This window comes from Streptomyces sp. NPDC002057, from assembly GCF_040296665.1.
GTDB lineage: Bacteria > Actinomycetota > Actinomycetes > Streptomycetales > Streptomycetaceae > Streptomyces.
The window spans coordinates 74462-95516 of sequence record NZ_JBEOXR010000024.1; the positions used below are offsets into that span (position 1 = coordinate 74462).

The 21055-nt window shown below is 74.1% G+C and carries 15 protein-coding genes and 1 pseudogene; 6 read left to right on the forward strand and 10 right to left on the reverse strand.

The window, feature by feature from the left end; all coding sequences use genetic code 11:
- Positions 1 to 182 precede the first annotated feature (182 nt).
- Positions 183 to 731: a hypothetical protein gene (locus ABT129_RS20005; RefSeq protein ID WP_351902915.1), complete on the reverse strand. Its 549-nt coding sequence runs from the start codon at positions 729 to 731 to the stop codon at positions 183 to 185.
- 314 nt (positions 732 to 1045) lie between these two features.
- On the opposite strand from ABT129_RS20005, the gene ABT129_RS20010 reads away from it, so the two are divergent.
- Complete coding sequence (locus tag ABT129_RS20010; RefSeq protein WP_351902917.1) at positions 1046 to 4261, forward strand: AfsR/SARP family transcriptional regulator; 3216 nt, start codon at positions 1046 to 1048, stop codon at positions 4259 to 4261.
- Between the two features lie 82 nt (positions 4262 to 4343).
- On the opposite strand, the pseudogene ABT129_RS20015 reads toward ABT129_RS20010, so the two are convergent.
- Together ABT129_RS20015 and ABT129_RS20020 are read right to left on the reverse strand one after the other, a co-directional pair.
- Positions 4344 to 4919 (reverse strand): annotated as a pseudogene (locus ABT129_RS20015) (alpha/beta hydrolase family protein); the annotation flags it as partial.
- Between the two features lie 275 nt (positions 4920 to 5194).
- Positions 5195 to 6502: a M48 family metallopeptidase gene (locus ABT129_RS20020; RefSeq protein WP_351902920.1), complete on the reverse strand. Its 1308-nt coding sequence runs from the start codon at positions 6500 to 6502 to the stop codon at positions 5195 to 5197.
- 323 nt (positions 6503 to 6825) lie between these two features.
- Between ABT129_RS20020 and ABT129_RS20025 the strand changes: the two genes are divergently transcribed.
- From ABT129_RS20025 to ABT129_RS20035, 3 genes are all read left to right on the forward strand, one after another.
- Entirely contained in the window at positions 6826 to 8568 is a 1743-nt protein-coding gene (locus ABT129_RS20025; protein ID WP_351902923.1) for a PP2C family protein-serine/threonine phosphatase, read from the forward strand.
- A 117-nt stretch (positions 8569 to 8685) separates the two neighbouring features.
- On the forward strand, positions 8686 to 9240 hold the full coding sequence (locus tag ABT129_RS20030; protein WP_351902925.1) for a hypothetical protein: 555 nt from the start codon (positions 8686 to 8688) through the stop codon (positions 9238 to 9240).
- Positions 9241 to 9255: 15 nt separating this feature from the next.
- Positions 9256 to 9957, forward strand: coding sequence for a hypothetical protein (locus ABT129_RS20035; protein ID WP_351902927.1), 702 nt, complete (start codon positions 9256 to 9258; stop codon positions 9955 to 9957).
- A 146-nt stretch (positions 9958 to 10103) separates the two neighbouring features.
- On the opposite strand, the gene ABT129_RS20040 is transcribed toward ABT129_RS20035, so the two are convergent.
- The 7 genes from ABT129_RS20040 to ABT129_RS20070 form a co-directional block, all read right to left on the reverse strand.
- Positions 10104 to 10565, reverse strand: a complete 462-nt coding sequence (locus ABT129_RS20040) for a DUF5709 domain-containing protein (protein ID WP_351902930.1) — start codon at positions 10563 to 10565, stop codon at positions 10104 to 10106.
- Between the two features lie 293 nt (positions 10566 to 10858).
- A complete protein-coding gene (locus tag ABT129_RS20045; protein ID WP_351902933.1) occupies positions 10859 to 11509 on the reverse strand; it encodes a LuxR C-terminal-related transcriptional regulator in 651 nt (216 codons plus the stop codon).
- Positions 11461 to 12744 carry a sensor histidine kinase gene (locus ABT129_RS20050; RefSeq protein WP_351902936.1) on the reverse strand — a complete coding sequence of 428 codons (1284 nt, stop codon included), beginning with the start codon at positions 12742 to 12744 and terminating at the stop codon, positions 11461 to 11463. Before ABT129_RS20050 ends, ABT129_RS20045 begins: the two co-directional genes overlap by 49 nt.
- Positions 12745 to 12807: 63 nt before the next feature.
- Positions 12808 to 14154: an FtsX-like permease family protein gene (locus ABT129_RS20055; RefSeq protein ID WP_351902939.1), complete on the reverse strand. Its 1347-nt coding sequence runs from the start codon at positions 14152 to 14154 to the stop codon at positions 12808 to 12810.
- Between the two features lie 2 nt (positions 14155 to 14156).
- Positions 14157 to 14981 (reverse strand): ABC transporter ATP-binding protein, encoded by an 825-nt coding sequence (locus ABT129_RS20060; protein WP_502981823.1) that lies wholly within the window; start codon positions 14979 to 14981, stop codon positions 14157 to 14159.
- Between the two features lie 183 nt (positions 14982 to 15164).
- Entirely contained in the window at positions 15165 to 15518 is a 354-nt protein-coding gene (locus ABT129_RS20065) for a PRC-barrel domain containing protein (protein ID WP_351902945.1), read from the reverse strand.
- The gene (locus ABT129_RS20070; protein ID WP_351902948.1) at positions 15515 to 16807 is read right to left on the reverse strand and encodes a serine/threonine-protein kinase; all 1293 of its coding nucleotides are present in this window, start codon (positions 16805 to 16807) and stop codon (positions 15515 to 15517) included. Before ABT129_RS20070 ends, ABT129_RS20065 begins: the two co-directional genes overlap by 4 nt.
- A 518-nt stretch (positions 16808 to 17325) precedes the next feature.
- Between ABT129_RS20070 and ABT129_RS20075 the strand changes: the two genes are divergently transcribed.
- Positions 17326 to 18162: an SDR family oxidoreductase gene (locus ABT129_RS20075; protein WP_351902951.1), complete on the forward strand. Its 837-nt coding sequence runs from the start codon at positions 17326 to 17328 to the stop codon at positions 18160 to 18162.
- A 235-nt stretch (positions 18163 to 18397) separates the two neighbouring features.
- Positions 18398 to 21013: a class III lanthionine synthetase LanKC gene (lanKC, locus tag ABT129_RS20080; protein ID WP_351902954.1), complete on the forward strand. Its 2616-nt coding sequence runs from the start codon at positions 18398 to 18400 to the stop codon at positions 21011 to 21013.
- Positions 21014 to 21055 lie beyond the last annotated feature (42 nt).

Below are 21055 nucleotides of genomic sequence, written 5' to 3' on the forward strand. Positions count from 1 at the left end.
CTCCACCTACGACGATGTGAGCGGCCTCTCCGGGGAACGGGTCCTCGGAGAGCTGTGCCGGCCCCTGGTGGCCGGTGCGGTTCGGTCCTTGGGGGCGCTGCCGCGGCCCGTGCGGGGCCTGATGACTCCCGCGGGCAGCCGGCTCAGGGCCCTTCCCGCCGCCCGGATCCTCGGTCACGCCCTCACACCGCAGGGCGTTCGCCCGAGGGCTCGGCGACGACGATCCGAAGGTGCGACGGAGCGTACTTGCCCGCCTTCCTGGTCATCTTCGCCAGATCGAACCGGGCGCGCGGCACGGCGACGTGGATCGGCGCGGGCATCGCCTCGTTCGGCGGGAGGACGGACGCGCCGTGCGGCAGGGACGCGCCGGGGCGCAGCCGGGCCCCGATGAGCGCGTGCTCCTCGCCCGGCGGGGTGGAGACGACGAACTGGGTGACGTCGGACCACGGCAGCAGGGTCTCGCCGAAGCGGGCGCCGGCCGCGTCGAACTGGAAGGCCGTGCGTCGCCTCTCGAACCAGGAGACGATGAAGGGGGCCGCCGCGACCAGGATGACACCGCCCTTCATGTCGAGTGCCCAGCCGAGCAGGACGGCGACGGCGAGGACACCCGCGATCGACCCCCACAGGAGTGCCAGATCCCGCGCGGAGAACGGGTGGGTGACGCGGTAGCGCTCCCATCGCCCGCCGCGGCGGGCGGGCGGGAGACCGGATGCTCCATGGGTCCGGGACACGGTGATCGACCTTTCTCGATGACGGGTTGGGCCGCCGTACGGATCACGCCGGGGTGTCCACGACGGACCGGCGGGGCCGGGCTGGTGACGGGACGCCAGGGGGCACACCCGGGGCCTCGCGGCCGAGCCGGGTGTGCCGCCCCGTCCCCCCGACGCCCGTACGGGCCGCGCGACAAGGCATGGAGACCTGGCCGCGCAAGGCCGACCACGGGCCTGACAGACTCTGGCGGAACGCGCTGCTCTTCCGATGAACTCCTGTTGAAACGAGCTCCGGTGGCGAGTGGCACCGGACGCACGGGGCATGGGGATTCGACGTGAGCGTGAATTCATCGGGGACGGGCACGGACGCCGCCGACACCTGGAGCGACCTGCGGGTCGATCTGCTCGGGCCGGTCCGTGCCCGGCGCGGCGACGCGCCCCTGGTGCTGGGTCCGGTGCGGCGGCAGGCCGTGCTCGCCTCGCTGATCCTGCGGGCCCCGGCGTTCGTCACGTACCAGCAGCTCCTGGACGACGTCTGGGGAGACGAGCCCCCGGGCACCGGACACCGGGTCCTGCCGAGCTACGTCTACGCGCTGCGCAAGGCGCTGGACGCGCCGGGCACCGGGGCGGAGCGCTCCGTCGTCCGTGGGGGACGCGGCGGCTACCGGCTCGCCGCCGACGGAGTCCGGACCGACCTGGACGATCTCGCCGAGGAGGCCGCGAGCGCCCAGCGGGCGAAGGCCGCCGGCGACCTCGACGCCGCGCTCCACCACGGCGGCCGGGCTCTGGCGCTGCTTCACGGGGAGCCGCTCCCCGGTCTGCCGGGTCCGTTCGCCGACGCCCAGCGACACCGCCTCGGCCAGCAACGGCGCGCCTCGCGACTGGACCTGGCGGAGTGTCTGGTGGGGCTCGGGCGCTGCACGGAGGCCCTGGACGCCCTCCTGGCCGCACCTGTCGCGCAGCAGTACGAGGAGCCGTTCGCCGCGCTGCGCATGCGGGCCCTGTACGGCAGCGGTCGGCAGGCCGAAGCGCTCTCCGTCTACCGCGAGACCCGTCGACGGCTCGTCGACGAGCTGGGCGTGGAACCCGGGGAGGAGCTGCGGCGGGTGCACCAGGCGCTCCTGCGCCGGGACGATGCGCTGCTGCTCGGCCGGACGGCGGGGACGCGCACGCACGCGCACACCCACCCGGACACGCCACACGACGTGCACGCCCCACAGGTCCCGCAGGTCCCGCGGGTCCCGCAGGTCCCGCAGGTCCCGCAGGTCCCGCAGTCACCGCACCACCCACGCGACCCGAACGACCCACACGACCCGCGCCCCCCACTGGACCCGCGCGACCCGCCTCGTCCCCGCGTGCGTCGGAACGACCTGCCCGGAAACACCGCTTGTCTCGTCGGGCGCGAGACGGAACTCGCGCTGCTCACCGCCCCCACACCGCCCGGGGCCGTCTCCGTGACGACGGTCGACGGCACGGCGGGCGTCGGCAAGACCGCCCTCGTGGTCCGGGCCGCCTGGGCGCTCGCCGACGCCCACCCCGACGGCTGCCTCTTCGTCGACCTGCACGCGTACGGCGCCGCCCATGAGCAGGTCGCCCCGCAGCGGGCCCTGCGCCGGATGCTGCGGGCGGTCCTCGACGAGGGTGCCGTGCCGCCGGACCCCCCGCCCGTCCCCGACACCCCGGACGGCGCCGGGGACGATCTGGCGGAGCTCGTGACGGCCTGGCGTTCGGCCACCAGCGCGCTGCGGCTGCTGCTGGTCGTCGACAACGCGCGCAGCGCCGAGCAGGTGCGGCCGCTGCTCCCCGCGGGAGCGGGCAGCCGGGTCCTGGTGGTGGGCCGGCAGCGACTGACCGGCCTCGACGCCGACCTGCGGCTGACCGTGGAGCCGCTCGGCACGGACGAGGCCGTCGGACTGCTCCGCGAACTCCTCGGGGAGTCCCGGGCCGGCGGCGAGCCCGAGGCGGCGCGGGCGCTCGTACGACGGTGCGGCGGCCTGCCCCTGGCCCTGCGCATCGCGAGCGCCCGGCTGCAGAGCCGCCCCTCCTGGACCCTGGCCTTCCTGGTCGACCGGCTGTCCGACGGCACCCGGGGCCTCGACGAGCTGCGGGCCGAGGACCGCAGCGTGGAGGCCGCCTTCCGGATGTCGTACGACCAGCTCGGTCCGGAACTGCGGCGCGGCTTCCGCGCGTTGGGCGTGACCCCCACCGCCCGCTTCGACCGGCTCACCCTCGCCGCCATGCTGGGCGGCTCCCGTGAGGATGCCGAGGACGTCCTGGAGGACCTGGTCGACGCGAGCCTGCTTCAGCAGCCGCAACCCGGCCGGTACCGGCTGCACGATCTCGTACGGGCTCATGCCCGGCGCGTCGCCTCGGCGGCGCCCGGGGAGGCCGCCGCGGACCGTGACGCCGTCCTGTCGCTCTATACGGCGGCGGGCCGCATGGCCAGCGACTGGGGACCCAGCGGCTTCCCGTCCCTCGCCTCCGTCGACGGTGCGGCGATCCCCGGACCGTCCTGCGCGGGTGCGGCCTTCAGCGGTTGGCGGGAGGCCTCGGCGTGGCTGGAAGCGGCGGGAGGGGAGCTCGTCGACGTGGTGGCCGATGCCGTCGCCGCCGGCCAGGGCGACCACGCGTGCCGGATCGCCGAAGCCCTGGTCGACCACCTGGCGGGCCAGGGGCACCACCACGAGTGCCGTACCGCCCTGGACCTCGCCCTGAGCTGTGCAGACGGGTCGACCGACCGGCGGATGCCCGCCGCACTGCGCAACTGCATGGGTCTGGTCGACGTCTACCAGGGGCGGTTCCGGCAGGCGAGGAGCTGGTTCGCCGAAGCCCTGAAGTACGCCCGCGCACTGGGTGACCTGCGGGAAGAGGCCCGGGCCATCGCCGGCACGGGCATCGCGCTGGGACAGCTGGGGCACCCGGAGGAGGCGATCGCCCAGTTGAGCAGGGCGGTGGAGCTGGCGGCCGAGGTCGACGACGACTGGCTCACCGGGGTGTCGCACTGCAACCTCGGCTCCCTCCACCACCGGGAGGAGCGGCACGAGCAGGCCCTCGCGCACTACGACACGGCCCTCGCCCTCGCCGAGAAGAACGGCCGGCCCAGGACGATCAGCAGCACGCTCTGCTTCTCCGCCGAGCTCGAACTGGCCCTCGGCAGGCCCGCGGAGGCCGCGAGCCTGCTGCGCCGGGCCGCCGAACTGGCCGGCGAGGTCGAGGACCTGCCCCTGCGCACGGCGTCCTTGTCGAGGCTCGCCGCCGCGGAGCACAGCCGGGGCGATCTCCGCTCGGCCGTCGACCTCCACCACGAGGCCCTGTCCACGCTCACCCCGCACACGAGCACCTGGCTGGAGATGGGGGTCCGCATCCGTCTCGGCAGCACCTACACGGCGACGGGTCGCCGCGCCGAGGCGCGGCGGGAGTTCCGTACCGCCCTCTCCCTGCCGGGAGCCGGTGACCACCCCCGCGAGTACCGGATGGCACGCGAGGGCCTGGACGCCACGGGTGCCCACCCGGATGCCCCACCTGCCCGGGTCCGTACGGACACCGGCTGAGGAACCGACACCCGGGGCGGCGACCGCCGGCCGACCCGGCACGGCCGCGGCCGTTCTCTGTCGCCGGCCCGGTCGCCGGGTCTCACCTCAGGTGTCGGTCGAAGAACCGCACCCCGTCCTCCACCTCGAACCACGGGGTGCCGACGTGTCCGCCCGGATTGGCGTGGAGCGTCTTCTCCTCGCTGCCGAAGGCGTCGAACAGGTCCAGGGCCCGCTGCCGGGGGTTCCCCTCGTCGTCCCACTGCAGCAGGAACAGCAGGGGGACGGTGACCTGCCGTGCCTCCTCGCGCTGGGCACGAGGCACGAAACCGCCGGCGAAGAAGCCTGCGGCCGCGACGCGCGGCTCGACCACCGCGAGGCGGATGCCCACGGCGGTCCACCCCGAGTACCCGACCGGGCCGTCGATCCCGGGCAGCGCGAGGAGGGCGTCCAGGGTGGTCCGCCACTCCGGGACCGCCTTCTCCACCAGCGAGCCGACCAGGGACTCGAAGATCTCGTCGACCGGCTCGCCGGCCCGCATCGCCCGGCGGAGGTCGGCGCGCGCCCGCTCGTCGGCGGCGGAACGGGGCCGGTCACCGCATCCGGCGGCGTCGATGGTGGCCACCGCGTAGCCGGACGCCGCGGAGTGCCGGGCCCGGGCCACGAGCCGGGCCGCCGCGTCGGCGTGGGGCGGTTGCGCCTGGGCCGTACTGGCAGGAGATCGACCCCTTCCTCCCCGACGACCGGAACCGGGGCCAGGAGGAGTGGGAGACCGTCCTCATCGCACGGGCGGAGTCTCTGGACGCGCACCCCGGCGGGCACCGCCGGCCACCTTCGCCTACGCCGACCTGGATCAGCGGGCGTGGACGGAGGCCCCGGAGCCGCACGTACGCCGCTGCCGGAGCACGGGCTGATCCGGTGCCGCCGCCCCCGGACCGGGGCCCGCCGGCACCCTCAGCCGGCGTAGTCGTGGATGACGGTCCGTGCCAACGCGCTCCGGGCGGGGGCCAGTTCGTCCGCGATGGCCGCCCGGCGTTCGTCGTCGCAGACCACCCGCGCGGGGTGGGGCCCGGCCGCGGCCACGCACCGCCGCCGCAGATGGGTCGGCGGATGCGTGTCGTCCACGCTGTGGCCGCGACGAGCGGAGACCCTGCGCAACCGCTCGTACTCGTGCGCCGGTACGGCCCCCATGCGCTCGGCCAGCCGCCCCCACAGGTTCTGTTCGGCGAGCGCCCTGGCTTCCCGGCCGGCCGCGCCGCCCCGCATCTGGGCGGCCACCGCCTCCCGTCGCAGCACCGCCTCGGCCGAGTCGCACAGCAGCAGCCGGTCCATCAGGGCGACGGCGGCCTCGGTGGACCCTGCCCGGCCCGCGGTCGCGTCGGCCAGGTACTCGGCCCGCTGCGCCGCGCGGAGCGTCAGGAGGTCCAGTACCGTCACCGTCCCGAGGACCAGGCACCGGGGCAGGAAGATCATGGCGTTCACGAAGCGGTCCATCATCCCCTCGGGCTCGGACGGTGAGAGGAAGTAGAGCCACAGGTGCAGGGAGCGCAGCGCACCGCTGGTGACGGTGCCGTGGCGGAGGTCGCCGTGGGCGAAGTGCCCGAGCTCGTGACCCAGCACCGCCACGCGTTCCTGCGGATCGAGCATCTCCCACAGCCCGAGCCCCAGGTACAGCACCCGCCGCCTGCGCAGACCGTACGTCGTGACGGACGCGTTGGCCCCGGCATCGACGACCACGGTGTCCACGCCGGTCGTTCCGGCCACCGCGGCGACCTCGTCGATCAGTGCGAACAGCCGCGGCGCGTCGTCGCGGTCCATCAGCGGCGCGTCCTGGGGCAGGTGCCCGAACCGCGGTCGCAGCACCGCCGCGACGGCGAGGAGCAGCGCCCCCACCACGGGCAGGGCACCGGAATCCCATCCGAGCACGACCAGCAGGGCTCCGGCGACCACGAGGAGGACGGTGAGCCCGTGGACGAGCATCGAGAGCGTCAGCGCGAGAACAGCGGCGGCGTCGCGCCGGGGCCGAGCGGCGACGGCTCCCTCCATCTGCCCGGCCAGTTCCTGCCCGTACCGCTGCGCGAGCCGGCGCCGCGCCGCCGCGATCCGTCCGGGCTCCGGGTCCGGCGCCCCCGGGTCCACGTTCCAGTCGCAGGCGGCGCACCACCGCACGTACGCACCGTCCGGCGGCAGTGACGCCGAGCACTCGGGGCACTCCCTGGAGGCCACCGCGGTTCTCGACCGCACGTCACTACTGGAATCCATGCTTCCTCCCCACACCACGACCCCTCCCCAGGGCCCGAGGCACGGAGGATATCCGGCCCGTGGACGGCGGCCGACCAGGCGGTTCCCGGCTGCCGGCCACGGAGCCGGGACCGAGGGGACGGGAGCGACCAGGTGGTTCCCGGCCGCCGGACACGGGGCCGGAACCGAGGGGACTGCGGCCGGCCAAGAAACGGAGCCGGGATCCCCCGAGCGGGGGCGGGCACGCGCCCACGGCGCCTCGCTGCCAGCGGTCGCCGCCGCGGCCGCGCGAGGCGAGGATGGTGCGCGAGTCGTGGCGGACATTCCTCGGAAGGGCGGCGCCCATGGAGCATCACCCTCGCGACGGGGTGGGGCGGGCGCGGCTGGGGCTCCAGGCCGTGGACGAGATGCTGGCCGCCCAGCGGCAGCGGATCGCCACCTACACCCGGGCCCACCAGCCGCCGTCCCGGAAGCCGGCGGGCCCGGCCGCACGGACCTCGGCGCGGGTCCCGGGCGTCGTGAGGGAACTGCTCGAAGCCCTGCCGATGGCGGCGATGCTGGTCAGGCCGGTGATCGGCGGCGACGGCAGGATCGAGGACTTCCTGTACGTGGCGCAGAACGAGGCCGCCCGCGACTACTCCGTCGCCTACCTGCCGGAGGAATCCGTACCGCGATGGTCCGGCCCGGTCCTGTTGTTCGAACGGTTTCCGGTCATGGAGAGCACGGCACTGCCCCGGATGCTCGCCGACGCCCACCACGGACGCGCGGCCCAGGGGCCGGAGGCGGTGGAGTGGTTCGTCCCCCGCCCCGCCGGACCTCCCGCGCGGCTGAGCAGCGAGGTCCGCGTCGCCCCCTGCGGCCAGGACCTCCTCGTCACCTGGGAACCGGGCCATCGCCTCCGGATGGCCCGGGCCGCCCAGAAACTGGTCAGGACCTGCTGGGCCGAGTGGAACCTCGCCGACGGCACCGTCGAGCCGTCCCTCGGCTTCTCCTACGTCCTCGGCCTCGACCCGGCGGCCCCCGTACCCGACCTGCGCGGTCTCGCCTCCCTGGTCGCCGCCGAAGGCCTGCCCGAGTTCTACGGTCTGCTCTACGACGTCCTCCTGCGCAAACGACGCTCCGCGTGCGAGCTGCGCATGCGGGGCCCCGTCGAACGGTTCATCCGCCTGGTCGCCGAGCCGGTACGCCCCCAGGGCGGCCCCGTGTGGGCGGTGCGGGCCGTCCTCGTCGACGTCAGCGACGATCACCGCCGCCGTGCCCTGGCCCGGGCCGCCGACGAGGAGGCCCGCCGCCAGCGCTCGCGCGCGGTCGCCCTGACCGAGGTCGCCGAGGTGCTCCGCGACGCCGTCCTGCCCCGCTTCCAGGACGAGCTGGCCTCGTACGGTCTCGACACCGCCGTCGTCTACCGGCCCGAGTCCACCGGTTCCGGCGTCGGCGGAGACTGGTACAAGGCACTCAGACTCCCCGACGGACGGCTTCTGGTCGCGCTCGGCGACGCCCGCGGGCACGGCCTGGAGGCGGTGACCCTCATGGCGAAGCTCCGCTACGCGCTGGCCGGTCTCGCCTACACCGAGGAGCCGGTGGAGGAGCTGACGCGGTGGCTGAACGAGGTCGCCTGCGGCGACGGGATCGAGTCGACCGCCACCGCCGTCATCGCCCGCTACCATCCCGAACGCTCGCTGCTCCGCTGGACCTGCGCGGGCCACCCCCGCCCCGTGCTGCTGCGGGGCGGCCGGGCCGGCCAGCTTCCCGACCCGCCGGGCAGCCCCGGGCTCGCCATCGGAGTGCTGCCGGGCACCACCTACACGGCGGCCGAGACCGTCCTCGCCGACGGCGACATCGTCCTCCTGTACTCCGACGGCCTCGTCGAGCGCCGTGACACCGACCCTGACGAGGACCGGGACCGCTTCCTCGGAGCGGCGGAGCAGTGCGCACGCGAGACGGCTCCGGCGGCCGGGCACGACGGGCTGCAGGAGTACGCCGAACGCGTCCTGGACCGTCTCGACGGCCCCCACCGCACCGACGACGCGACCCTCCTCGCGCTGCGTCGCGTCCCCGCCGCGCAGGAGCCCGCCGACCAGCGGTGACGTCGGCGTACGGCCCCTGGATCCGGCCGTTCCGGACGACCGGCACGCGACACGTTTCAGGACGGCTCGCTCGGGAAACCGCCGTGGGACGAACGACTTCCCGAGGGAGCGAGGCCGATGTCAACAGGAATGATTCTGGCCATCGTCATCGGCGCTGTGGTGGTGATCGCGCTGATCGCCACGGCCGTCAGTATGCGACGCCGACGTCGTCTCCGTGAGCAGTTCGGACCGGAGTACGACCGGACGGTCGAGGACGCCGGGAGCAGGCGGGCCGCCGAGGACGAACTGGGCGCCCGTGAGAAGCGCCATGAGGCCCTGGACATCAAGCCGCTGTCGAGTGGGCAGCGGGAGCGCTACGCCCAGGAGTGGCGCGGAGTCCAGGAGGAGTTCGTGGACCGGCCCGAAGGCGCGGTACACGACGCGGACCGGCTCGTCACGTCCCTCATGCACGAGCGCGGGTATCCCACCGAGGACTTCGAGCAGCAGGCACGGGACCTCTCCGTGGAGCACGGGCGCACGCTGGAGCACTACTGGGCGGCGCACGAGATCAACACGCTCAGCACCACGCAGCGGGCCACCACCGAGCAGTTGCGGGGAGCCATGGTCCACTACCGGGCTCTCTTCGACGATCTCCTCACCAACGGAAGCTCGGCCGGTCCCGGCCGGAGCTGATACGGAAGGTGCGCCATGCGAGATCGTGAAGCACCGTCGCGGACCGCGAGCGGGCTGTCGACCGAGGACATCGCCCAGCGGGGCGGTCGCGGGACGGACACGGAAGGCGAACGGGAGCGGGAAAGCGGCGCCGGGAACGCGCCCGTGTACCCGGGAGAGAGCACGGCCGTCGGTGACACCACCGATGTCGGCGGAGAGCCCGGACGGGGCGAGGCTCCCGAGGAACGTACGCGGGAGGAGACGGACGCCGGAGACCGGGACCGGCAGGGGACGGACGCCGGAATCCGGGACCGGCAGAGCACGGACGCCGGAGGCTCCGCACGGGAGGAGGCGGAGGCCGCGGGTCCCGCCCGGGAAGGGGCGGACGCCCCACGCGCGGCCCGGCAGGAAGCGGGTGCCGCGGAACCGGCCCGGAGGGAATCGGCGGCGGAGGATCAGGACGACGACACGGCCCGCCTGCTGGACAGCCGGGACGACGCGTCGTTCCGCGACCGCTGGAGCGACGTCCAGAGCATGTTCGTCGACGATCCCCGGGAGGCCGTGCTCGCGGCCGACGCCCTGGTCGCCGATGTCATGCGGCAGCTCGCCGCGACCTTCGCCGACCACAAGAGGAACCTCGAAGGGCAGTGGGGCCAAGGGGACGCCGTCGACACGGAGAGCCTGCGGGTGGCCCTGCGCCAGTACCGGTCGTTCTTCAACCGGCTCCTCTCCCGGTGATCCGGGCACGACGAGGAGGCCGGGCGCGGCGCTGCGATCCCGTCAGCGCCGCGCCCGGCCTCCTCGCCCCGTCTCCCGGTCACTCGTGTCCCGGAGCGGGCCCGCCACGAACAACCGTGTCTCGGAGCGCGCGGGCGCCGTCCCCGTCAGGTCTCCCCCTCGTCGGGGTCCTGGATGACGTGCATGGCGGCCTCCTCCGCGGACGCCGCCCCCGCGTCGATGCCGACGTCGTGCGCGCGCACGTTGTTCTCGTGGGGGAAGTCGGTGGCCGGCGCCAGCCGCCCGGCCCGCTCGCGGCCCGCCTGGGGGTCGACGGGCTCGCCGTCGCCGTCCGCCAGGTCCCCGATGCCGTCCCCGGCGGGGTCCTCCAGGTCGGGCCGCTCCCGGGCGAGCCGGCCGTCGAGGCTCTCGCCCCTGCGCTGCCCCTCGGCGGTGGTGTCGTTCCGCTCGCTCGCGTACGGGCGCTCGGGCGGCGAGTACCCCTGGTCGAGGAGGGCGTCCGTGTCGGGCTCGTCGATGCTGCCGTCCCTGTCCGGCTGGAGTTCCGAGGGCTCGTCCTGCGGCTGGGGCTGGTAGACCTCGTCGCCGCGGCCGTCGTTCTGGCTCATGGGGGTCCTCTCGTCTGCGCGGTGTCCGTCCAATGTCCACCGCGTCACCCCCAGGCGCCTCCCCGGAATCACGCGGATCACGCACGGAGCCGCCACGAACCCGTCGACCGAGGGCGGCACCCCTCTCCGGTGCACCCCCTGGGCCGTACGGAGGACCTCCGGAGGTCCGGGGCCATTCGGGTGGCACGCCCGGGTAGCCGGATCGGTCGACGACGCCCGCCTCCGCACCCGGTCTCGTCGAGGCCCTGCCCGTCCGTCCTGTGCGCGGCTTCGCCGCACCGGGACCCGGTCGTTCAGTTCCGGTCGAGGTGGGCCAGGACGGCGAGGACGCGGCGGTTGTCGTCGTCCGACGGGGTGAGGCCCAGCTTGGTGAAGATGTTCGCCGTGTGCTTGGCGACAGCCCGTTCCGTCACCACCATCCGCGCCGCGATGGCCGCGTTGGAGCGTCCCTGCGCCATCAGCTCCAGCACCTCGCGCTCACGCGGCGTCAGCCTGTTCACCGGGCGGTCGGCCGCCGAATGGCGGTTCAGGAGCTGGGAGATGACATGGGGGTCCATGGCGGTGCCGCCGGCGGCCACCCGGCGCACCGCCTCGACGAACTGCCCGGCGTCGAAGACGCGGTCCTTGAGGAGATAGCCGACCCCGCCGCTGCCGTCGGCCAGCAACTCATGGGCGTACAACTGCTCCACGTGCTGGGACAGCACGAGCACCGGCAGCCCGGGGCGCTTGCGGCGCGCCGCGAGCGCGCACTGCAGGCCCTCGTCGGTGTGGGAGGGCGGGAGCCGGACGTCGACGATCGCGACCTCCATCTCCAGCTCCTCGAAGGCCCGGGTGAGTTCGGGTGCGTTGTCCACCGCCGCGACGACCTCGAAGTCGAACGCCTCCAGCAGGCGGATCAGGCCGTCCCGGAGGAGGAAGAGGTCTTCGGCGAGGACAACGCGCACGGAATCTCCATCGTCACCAGGGTGGGGCCGCCGGCCGGGCTGCTGATCGCCAGGACACCGTCAAATGTACCCAGTCGGCGCTCGATCCCGGTGAGCCCCGACCCGCGCGGGTCCGCGCCGCCCCGGCCGTCGTCGGTGACGGAGATCCGCAGCACGCGGTCCCGGTGGCCGACGTCCAGCCGGATCCGCTCCGCGCCCGAGTGCTTGACGGCGTTGGTCAGGGTCTCGCTGATCGCGAAGTAGGCCGCGGTCTCGACGGACGCCGGGGGCCTTCCCGGCAGGTCGACGGCGACCTCCACGCGGACCGGCATGCGCAGGGCGAGCGCTCTGACCGCGTCGGCCAGTCCGCGCTCGGCGAGCACGGGCGGGTGGATGCCGCGGACGAGGTCGCGGAGTTCGGCCAGGGCGTCGGCGGAGTCCGAACGGGCCCTGGCCAACAGCTCCTTGGCCCTGACCGGGTCCTTCTCCATGAGCGCCTCGACGGTGCCCAGGCTCATTCCCACGGCCACCAGCCGTGCCTGGGCCCCGTCGTGCAGGTCGCGTTCGATCCGGCGCAGTTCCGCCGCGGAGGTGTCCACGGCGTCGTGACGGGTCCTGGTGAGTTCGTCGACCCGCTGCCGGAGGTCCCGCTCGGCAGGGGCCAGGAGAGCTCTGGTCAGGAGGAAATGCGCCCGCAGGAGAAGGGGGTTGAAGCGGAGGGCGATCGCGAGGAGCACCGTCCCGAGGAGGGCGGCGGCGAGGGCGGACAGCGGGCCGGTGAGGTGCACGAAGCCGTACCAATAGATGCCCGCGTCGGGAAGGACGCGCCACAGGCCGAGGGCGATCGCGTATCCCTCGACGGGGTAGAGGAAGAACGCGGCGGGGAGCAGCGCGGTGAGGAACCCGGCGGTCATGTCGACGCACAGCCAGCGCAGATCCCGCCAGGTGGCCGGGTCCTTCCCCAGGTGGCCGAGCTTCTCGATCTGCCCGGTGGCACCCGTACGCAGGTCGGCGGGGAAGGGGCGGTAGGCGGCCGGGATGCGGACCCCGCACCACTCGGCCGCGAGCGCCCTGCGGACGTTCGCGAACCAGCGGACTCCCTGGAGCACCCAGGGGGTGGTGAACGCGCCGACGCCGGTCACCATGAGGACCCCGGAGACCACGGTCAGCACGATGAGGACGATCGAGCCCGCCAGCGAGAACACCGCGAGGGCCAGGCCTCTCAGGGCGGCAACTGCCGCGCTCCGGAACCGCATTCCGCTCCCCTTCCGTCGCCCCTGCCTCGGGCATGACCCTAGTCCGCGAGCCGGCGGACGGGATCAGGCCGTCACCGCCACCGCGTCGATCGCCGGTGTGCGCAGGACCCGGACCGCCGTGCACAGGGTGGTGATCAGCGTCGCCCCGGCGGCGATCGCGACGATGCCCAGCCAGATCCCCGGTCCCTGGTCGGGCAGGACCGCGTCGGTCCTGACCGCGTTGAAGGGCAGGATCCCCGCGATGCCGGCGACGGTGCCGAAGACCACTCCGAGGACCGTCAGGACCAGCCCTTCGGCGGCGACCATGCTCAGCACCTGGCCCGGGGTGGCGCCGGCCAGACGCTGCTGGCCGAACTCCCTGCCGCGGTCGGAGGTCGCCGCGTACAGGCTGTTGACGAGCATGACGCAGGCGAAGGCCACGACGATGCCGACGACCACGAGGTTGATGGTCTCCAGGTTCTTGTCGGCCACCGACCGCCTCACACCGGACGCCTCCAGCGCGTCGTTGCCGATCGCCTGCATGTAGACGGTCGCCGTCGCCATGCCGGTGAAGACGATCAACGGCATGAGCACGCCGGACTGCTGTGCGGCGCGCTGCCGCAGGTTGTGCGCGGTCAAATACCCGCTGACTCCGGCGAGTCCGGCGAGCAGCCCCGCGAACCGGCCCGTGAGGGAGCGCAGCACCAAGGGGGCGAGGAGGGCGAGGCCGACGGCGATCACGATGGCCCCGTAGGCCGCCGGCGCCATCAGCGAGGGGTCGTCCGGGTCGAACGTGAGGGTGAGGCACACGCCCGACGCGCCGGCGGCGACCGCGACGGAGCCGAGGAGGACGCGGACCCGGCCCCGCTTCCGGGAGGCCGTGGCGGCCCCGGCCGCGTTCCTCGTCGCGCGCCGCACCGCGAGGAACGCGGCGCCGACGGAGGCCAGCAGGGTGACGTCGACGCCCGAGAGCAGCGCGATGAGGCCGAAGCCGTACTCGACGTCGCCGGCCACCTGCCCGCTGTCCTGGAACATGTCGAGCAGGAGCCGGCCGCCGAGCATGCCCGGTCCGACGGCCAGCAGCGAGCCGATCACGGCCACGGCGGCCGACTCGCCGACGATCATGAGTCTGACCTGGGCCGGCGTCGCCCCGGTGCTGCGCAGCAGGGCGATCTCGTCGCCGCGCTGCCGTACGTTCACGGTCATCGTGGAGGCGACCGCGAAGAAGACCAGCAGCGTGCCGTAGCCGCCGACCACCCCGGCGACGAGGCCCAGCGTCTCCGCGCTGACGTCGTCGACGTCCTCCGCCCGCGCGGTGTCGTGCATCGAGTTGAAGGCCATGATGATCGAGGCGCCGAGGAAGGTCACCAGCAGCGTGGCGAGGAGGCGCCCGGGGCGGAACCTGAGGGAGCGCAGGGCCAGTGCGAGCACGGTCAGACCTCCGTTCGGGGCTCGGAGTGGACCAGGTCGCCCAGGTGGGCCAGCCGCTCCGCGACGCCGTCCACGGTCGGGTCCGTCATCCGTCCGACCAGGCGGCCGTCCGCGAGGAACCGCACGGAGTCGGCGGAGGAGGCGGCGACGGGGTCGTGCGTCACCATGACCACGGTCCGGCCGTGGACGTCGACGGCCTCCCGCAGCAGACGGAGGATCTCCCCCGCGCTGCGGGTGTCCAGCGCCCCGGTCGGCTCATCGGCGAAGATCACGCGGGGCTCGGTGACGAGCGCCCGGGCGATGGCGACCCGCTGCCGCTGTCCGCCGGAGAGCTGGTCCGGCCGGTGGTCCAGGCGCCCCGCCAGGCCCACCCTGCCGAGGACGTCCCGGGCCAGGCCCTTGTCGACGCGGCGCCCGGCGAGCTTCAGCGGAAGCGTGGTGTTCTGCAGGACGGTCAGGGTGGGCAGGAGGTTGTACTGCTGGAAGACGAACCCGATCCGCTGCCGACGGAACTTCGTCAGCGCCGCTTCGCTCCCGCCGGTCATCTCCTCGCCGTCCACCAACACCTTGCCCCGGTCCGGCCTGTCCAGCCCGGCCGCACACTGCAGCAGCGTGGACTTGCCCGAGCCGGAGGGGCCCATCACCGCCGTGAAGGTTCCGGTGGGCAGGCTCAGGCTCACGTCGTCGAGAGCGGTGACGGCGTTGTCGGCGGTCCCATGGACCTTGGTGACGCCCACGAGACGCAGGGCCTCGGCCGTGCCGCCGTGCTCGGTCCTTCCGGTACGTCGCACCGTTCCGTTCCCTCCGTCGAACCGCGTTCTTCGCATGTCCCAAGAGTCGCGGTCGGCGGTGCGGGGGCGCATGGTGCCTACCACCCGAAGAAGGGGTGTACCTGGGTACACCCCTTCTTCGCGGTCCCCGACCGGCCTGTCGCCGGGCGGGGTGACGCCTGCTCACCCGAGGCGGGCGCCGTGATCGCGGGCCGCCGATCGGCGGCCCGCACCGCGGTCCTACCGGAAGAACGCCAGGTAGTAGTCGACGAACTTCATCTTGTGCGGTCCGGTCGCGTCGTCCTCCTGGCCGGGAACGAACTCGGGGGCGTTCTTGATCTGCTCCCTGGTGCAGTGGACGAAGACGGTCTCCTCGTCGAGGTCGACGGCGGTGACGACTCCGGCCGGGATGACGACCTGTCGGCCGATGATCCACGGACCGGTGTCCACGACCAGGTGACTGCGGCCGACCTCCGCCGAGTGCTTGTCCACCTTGCCGATGCCGCCGTCGGAGCACTCGACCTTGTACCCCGTCAGATCCAGCTCCGTCGCGTGGGTCGCGGTCTCGGTGTAGGTCCAGACATCACGAGTCATGTCTGCTTCCTTCCTCCTGTGCGGCCGGTGGCCGTCGTGTTCTCCTGCCGTTCCGTCTGTCCGCAAAGCGTCACTTCACACGGCGCGGCTCCGCCGACGGTCATCGTCTTCGGCACGTCCGGTGTCCGCTGGGTGGTCACGCGGTGGGAGACCGGCTCCACCGCACCCCGGCTCCCGACGGGGGCGGCGCCGATGGAGCCCGTCAGCGTGACGCCGAGGGCGGCCAGGGCCGCGCTCTTGGCGAGCAGCCGCCCCGGGCGGCGGGGGGAAGAGGTGGACTCCGCCTTCGTGGGCCTGGTCGGCCCGTTCGGGGACGTACCGGGCGAGCGGTGGACTCCGGCCCGGTGCGCGTGGCCCTCGGACGCCGACGGTGCGGCGTGCCGGGGGCCGGTCTGCCGGGCGTCGCACGCGGCGGGGATCGGCACCGCGGCCAGGGCCTGCTGGCAGGTGTGGGCGTCGGGCCGGCTGTCGGCCTCGTGCGCCGTCATGGCCTTCAGCAACTCGCCGAGCTCCGGGGGGAGTCCGTCGGGCAGGGCCGGCGGGCGGTGCAGGCGGGCGAGCGCCGCCTCCAGGGGCGGGCCGCCGTACTCCCGTTCGCCTTTGAGGGCTTCCAGGAGCACGAGGCCGAGGCTGTAGACGTCGGCCCGCGGCCCCGTGGTCCAGCCGAGCGCCTGTTCCGGGGCCATGTAGGAAGCCGTCCCCGTGAGGATGCCCTCGCCGTCGGCGGCGGGGTCGGCGACGCCGCCGGCCGCGTCGTCGGGCGCGGCCGTCCGGACGTCGGTGGCGGCGAAGCGGCGGGAGATCCCGAAGTCCGTCAGGCGCGGGGCGTCCGTCGGGTCCAGCAGGATGTTGGACGGCTTGACGTCACGGTGGACGATTCCCCGTCCGTGCACGTGGGCGAGGGCGGAGGACAGCGCGACCCCGATGCGGCAGGCCTCGGTCACCGAGAGCGCGGAGCGGGCGATGCGCCGGCGCAGGGTCGTCCCTCGGACGAGCTCCATCACCAGGAAGGGGCGGCCCTCGTCGCGACCGGAGTCGAAGAGGGTCACCAGACCGGGGTGCTGCATCTGGGCGAGGAGCCGTCCCTCGTCGTCGGAGTGCTCCTCCGTCCGGGCGTCGCCCCGGCGGAAGACCTTCACCGCCACGGGCCTCCGCAGCCGCAGGTCCACGGCCTCGTAGACATCGGCCGCTCCTCCTCTCCCCAGCAGGCCGTCGAGCCGGTACCGGCCGGCGACCGCGTGAGCCGTCAGCCGGGGATCGGGTTGGACGCGCCACGGACGGACCTGCATCGGTGCTCCCTGTGTTCCGTTGCCGCCTTCTGCCGTCCGCCCTTTCGTCGGCGAGCGGTGTGCCGCCCCTCGCCCCCGCCCGGATCCTTACCGTCCGGCCCGGGGCGGTGGTCGCCTCCGAACGTCGCGGCCGTGCGGCCGCCGCGTGCGGACCTCGGGGTACGGCTGCCCCGGATGCTCCGGGACATCCCTGTGACTGCCGTACATCCGAGCGACAGGGGCGTCCGGCCGCGTTCGGGTGGCGCAGGCCGCCCTCCGGACGGCCCCGGGGAGAGTGGCGTGAACTCTGCGCCCCGGAACGGGTGGTTCGCCGCGTCAGGGCGGTGAGGAACCGGGCGCCGATGCGCCCGCCCGTGCGTCCGCGCGCCCCTGCGTGAGGGATGGCCGTGGCCGGATCTCGCCTCCACGATGAAGCGCGCCCCCGGCCGCCCGGCGCGGGCGGGACGGTGCGCACCCGGCGGCGCGAGGGGCCGGACCGGTCGCGCGTCACCACTTCGGCGATCCATACGGGGGGATCCATGGGCAGGCGCTGGTTGATCACGGGGTGCTCCTCCGGCCTCGGGAAGGCATTGGCCACGGCGGCGGCCGGGGCGGGGCACGAACTCGTGGTCACCGCCCGCAAGACCGCGGACCTGGAGGAGCTGGCCGCCGCCTGGCCCGGCCGGATCGTCCCGGTCCCGCTGGAGCTGCGGGACGCGGCCTCCTGCGAGGAGGCCGTCCGGACGGCCGTCGACCGCCTCGGCGGCATCGACGTCCTCGTCAACAACGCCGGCGTCGGTCTGTTCGGCGCGGTCGAGGAGGTCTCCGACGCCGAACTCCGCGACCAGCTGGAGATCCTGCTCGTCGGGCCCTGGCGACTCGCGCGGCTCGTCCTGCCCCTGATGCGGGCCCAGGGCCACGGCCACGTCCTCAACATCTCGTCCATCGTCGGCCGGATGGCCTTCCCGGGCCTCGGCGCCTACGTGGCCGCGAAGCACGCGCTCGAAGGCATGAGCGAGGCCCTCGCGGTGGAGGCGGCCCCGCACGGCATCCGCGTCACGGTCGTCGAGCCCGGCATGTTCGCCACCCGGTACGGCACCGCCATGACGGAGGCCGCCCACCGGGTCCCCGCCTACGACGTGACCAACCGCGAGATGCTCGAAGGCGCGCGGGGGCTCGCCGACAGCCCCGAGACCGGACGCCCCGACGACTTCGCCGCACGGGTCCTGGACATCGTCCACACGGAGGGCCCCACGCCCCTGCGCATCCCGGTCGGCATCGACGCGTACGGATACCTGGACGTCGCCGAGCAGGCGGCGCGCGAGGAGTACGCCGCGGCGCGGGCCCTGGTCGGCGGTCCCCCGCCCGCGGTCTGACGGACCGCCGGACCGCGCCCGGGGCCACGAGGCCCGCCCGGCGGCCCGGCCGGAACCTCCCCCCGCACGGCACCGTCCGCCGCCACGGGCGGGGTCGGCCGTGCGGACCGGAGGGGTGTGCGCGGGGCTGTTCCCACCCATGCGTTCCGCATGGGTGGAAGGTGACAGCGGCGACTGTCGGGGCCCTCGGGAGACGTGACAGCGTCGTGTCCGTCACCGACCGAGGGAGTGCGCAGTGAACAAGGGGTACGCGGTGTTCTGCGACGCCGACCGTCACTTCTACGACGCGCCGCACCGTCTGGTCTTCGCGGAGGGAGCGGGCGGCTCCCTCTACCGGGCGGCCACCCTCCCCGTACCCGAAGGCTGGACGTCTCACCGTACGGGTGACTGGCTCGCCCTGCGTCCCCTGGACCACCCGCTCCCGTCGCAGGGCTGGAAGATCCACGTCTCGGCCCGTCTCGACGACGCGGAGGCGGTCCTCGCCACGGTCCGTGCGTACTGTCTGGGACAGGACGTGGCCTTCAAGTTCGTCCCCAGCCGGTACCTGCTGCACCAGCGCAACGCCAAGTACGCGGACCGCTCGGCGAGCGGCAAGTTCATCACCGTCTACCCGGCCGACGACGCGGAGTGCGAGCGCGTGGCCACCGATCTGGCGGGGCTGCTGGAGGGCCGGTCCGGTCCGTACATCCTCAGCGACCTGCGCTGGGGCCGGGGCCCCGTGCACCTGCGGTACGGCAGCTTCACCCTCCGCCACTGCTACGACGAGCACGGGGAGCTGCGGCCGGCCGTCGAGGACGGGTCCGGCACGCTCGTGCCCGACCGGCGCGATCCCGTCTTCCACGTGCCCGCCTGGGTGACCCCGCCCGCCTTCCTGCGCCCGCACCTCGACGCGAGGGCCGCGGTGACCGTCCAGGACATGCCGTACGACATCGAGAAGGCCCTGCACTTCTCCAACGGCGGCGGGGTGTACGAGGCCCGGGACCGGCGGACGGGGCGGCGGGTCGTCCTGAAGGAGGCGCGGCCCCACGCCGGTCTCGCCGCCGACGGCGCGGACGCCGTGACGCGGCTGCACCGCGAACGCGACGCGCTGGAACGGCTCTCGGGGCTCGCCTGCACGCCGGAGGTCCTCGACAGCTTCACGGTGGGCGAGCACCACTTCCTGGCCATGGAGTTCGTGGAGGGAAAGCCGCTCAACACCTTCTTCGCGCGGCGGCATCCGCTGATGGAGGCCGATCCGCCGGCGGAGCGGCTCGCCGAGTACACGGAGTGGGCCCTGCGGATCCACGGGCTCGTCGAGCGGGCCGTGGCCGCGGTGCACGCACGCGGGATCGTCTTCAACGACCTGCACCTGTTCAACATCATGGTCTCCGAGGACGAGTCCTCGGTGGTGCTGCTGGACTTCGAGGCGGCCCAGCCCGCCTCGGAGGGCGGTCGCCAGACCGTCGCCAACCCGGGGTTCGTGGCGCCCGCGGACCGGCGGGGCTTCGATGTGGACCGGTACGCCCTCGCGTGTCTCCGGATCGCGCTGTTCATCCCGCTCACGAGTCTGCTCGCGGTGGACCGGGCCAAGGCCGCGCACCTCGCGGAGGCCGCCGCGGCGCGGTTCCCGCTGCCTCCCGCCTTCCTGGACGAGGCGGTTCGGGAGATCACGCGCGAGCCGGCCGGCGGGGGCCTGCGGGCGCCCGACCGTCCGGCGGACCCCTCCCGGTTCCTGCCCGCGGAGCCGGGAGACTGGCCGAACAGCCGTGACTCCATGGTGGCCGCGATCATGGCGTCGGCGACGCCCGACAGGGAGGATCGTTTCTTTCCCGGCGACATCGCGCAGTTCGCCACGGCCGGCGGGGGCATGACCGTCGGGCACGGCACCGCCGGAGTGCTCCACGCCCTGAACGAGAGCGGGGCACCTCGATGTCCGGAGGCCGAGGACCGGCTCCTGCGGCATGCCAAGGAACCCGACTCCGGCACACCGCTCGGCTTCTACGACGGGCTCACCGGTGTCGCGTGGACCCTCGAACGGCTCGGGCACACGGCCGCCGCGCTCGACCTGGCCGCACTCGCCCTCGCACAGGACCACGAGGGCCTCGCCCCCGACCTGTACGGAGGGACGGCCGGTATCGGCCTCGCCCTGGACGCCCTGGCCACCGCCACCGGTGAGAGCGGCCTCCACGCGGCGGCCCTGCGATGCGCCGAGCTCTCCGCCCGTCCGCTCCGGGCGCCCGCCCGGACACCGGGGGCGGCCGGCAAGATGCGCACCGGGCTCCTGCACGGCTCCGCCGGACGGGCCCTGCTGTTCGTACGGCTCTACGAACGCACCCGGGACACCGCCCTCCTCGACCTCGCCGCCGAGGCGCTCCACGACGACCTGAGCCGCTGCGTCCGCGGCGCCTCCGGGACCCTCCAGGTCGACGAGGGCTGGCGCACGATGCCGTACCTCGGCGCCGGCAGCGTGGGCATCGGCATGGTGATCGACGACTACCTGCTCCACCGGCGCGACGACGCCCTGGACCGGGCGCGCCACGAGATCGTGCGGGCGGCGCAGGCCACCTTCTACGCCCAGCCGGGCCTCTTCCGCGGCGTCGCCGGGATGGTGCTCCACCTCGCCCGTACGAACGTCGGCGGGCCCGGTACGACACCGGAGGACGTGCGCCGCCAGGTCGGTTGCCTGAGCTGGCACGCCATGTCCTACCAGGGTCGGCTCGCCTTCCCCGGCGAGCAGATGATGCGCCTCTCCATGGACCTCTCCACCGGCACCGCGGGCGTCCTGCTCGCCCTCGCGGCGGCGCTGGGCGACCGCCCGGCCCACCTGCCGTTCCTTCCGCCGCTTCCGCGGCCCCACGAACCGGCCCCGTGACGGGGTCGCCCCGCACCACCCGTCCCCTACGAAAGGAAACGA

Coding starts and splice junctions, on each gene's coding strand:
- ABT129_RS20050 (WP_351902936.1), bottom strand. CDS start 12,744: ATGCGGTTCCGGAGCGCGGCAGTTGCCGCCCTGAGAGGCCTGGCCCTC.
- ABT129_RS20065 (WP_351902945.1), bottom strand. CDS start 15,518: ATGACTCGTGATGTCTGGACCTACACCGAGACCGCGACCCACGCGACG.
- ABT129_RS20030 (WP_351902925.1), top strand. CDS start 8,686: ATGTCAACAGGAATGATTCTGGCCATCGTCATCGGCGCTGTGGTGGTG.
- ABT129_RS20035 (WP_351902927.1), top strand. CDS start 9,256: ATGCGAGATCGTGAAGCACCGTCGCGGACCGCGAGCGGGCTGTCGACC.
- ABT129_RS20025 (WP_351902923.1), top strand. CDS start 6,826: ATGGAGCATCACCCTCGCGACGGGGTGGGGCGGGCGCGGCTGGGGCTC.
- ABT129_RS20040 (WP_351902930.1), bottom strand. CDS start 10,565: ATGAGCCAGAACGACGGCCGCGGCGACGAGGTCTACCAGCCCCAGCCG.
- ABT129_RS20020 (WP_351902920.1), bottom strand. CDS start 6,502: ATGGATTCCAGTAGTGACGTGCGGTCGAGAACCGCGGTGGCCTCCAGG.
- ABT129_RS20075 (WP_351902951.1), top strand. CDS start 17,326: ATGGGCAGGCGCTGGTTGATCACGGGGTGCTCCTCCGGCCTCGGGAAG.
- ABT129_RS20060 (WP_502981823.1), bottom strand. CDS start 14,981: ATGCGAAGAACGCGGTTCGACGGAGGGAACGGAACGGTGCGACGTACC.
- ABT129_RS20070 (WP_351902948.1), bottom strand. CDS start 16,807: ATGCAGGTCCGTCCGTGGCGCGTCCAACCCGATCCCCGGCTGACGGCT.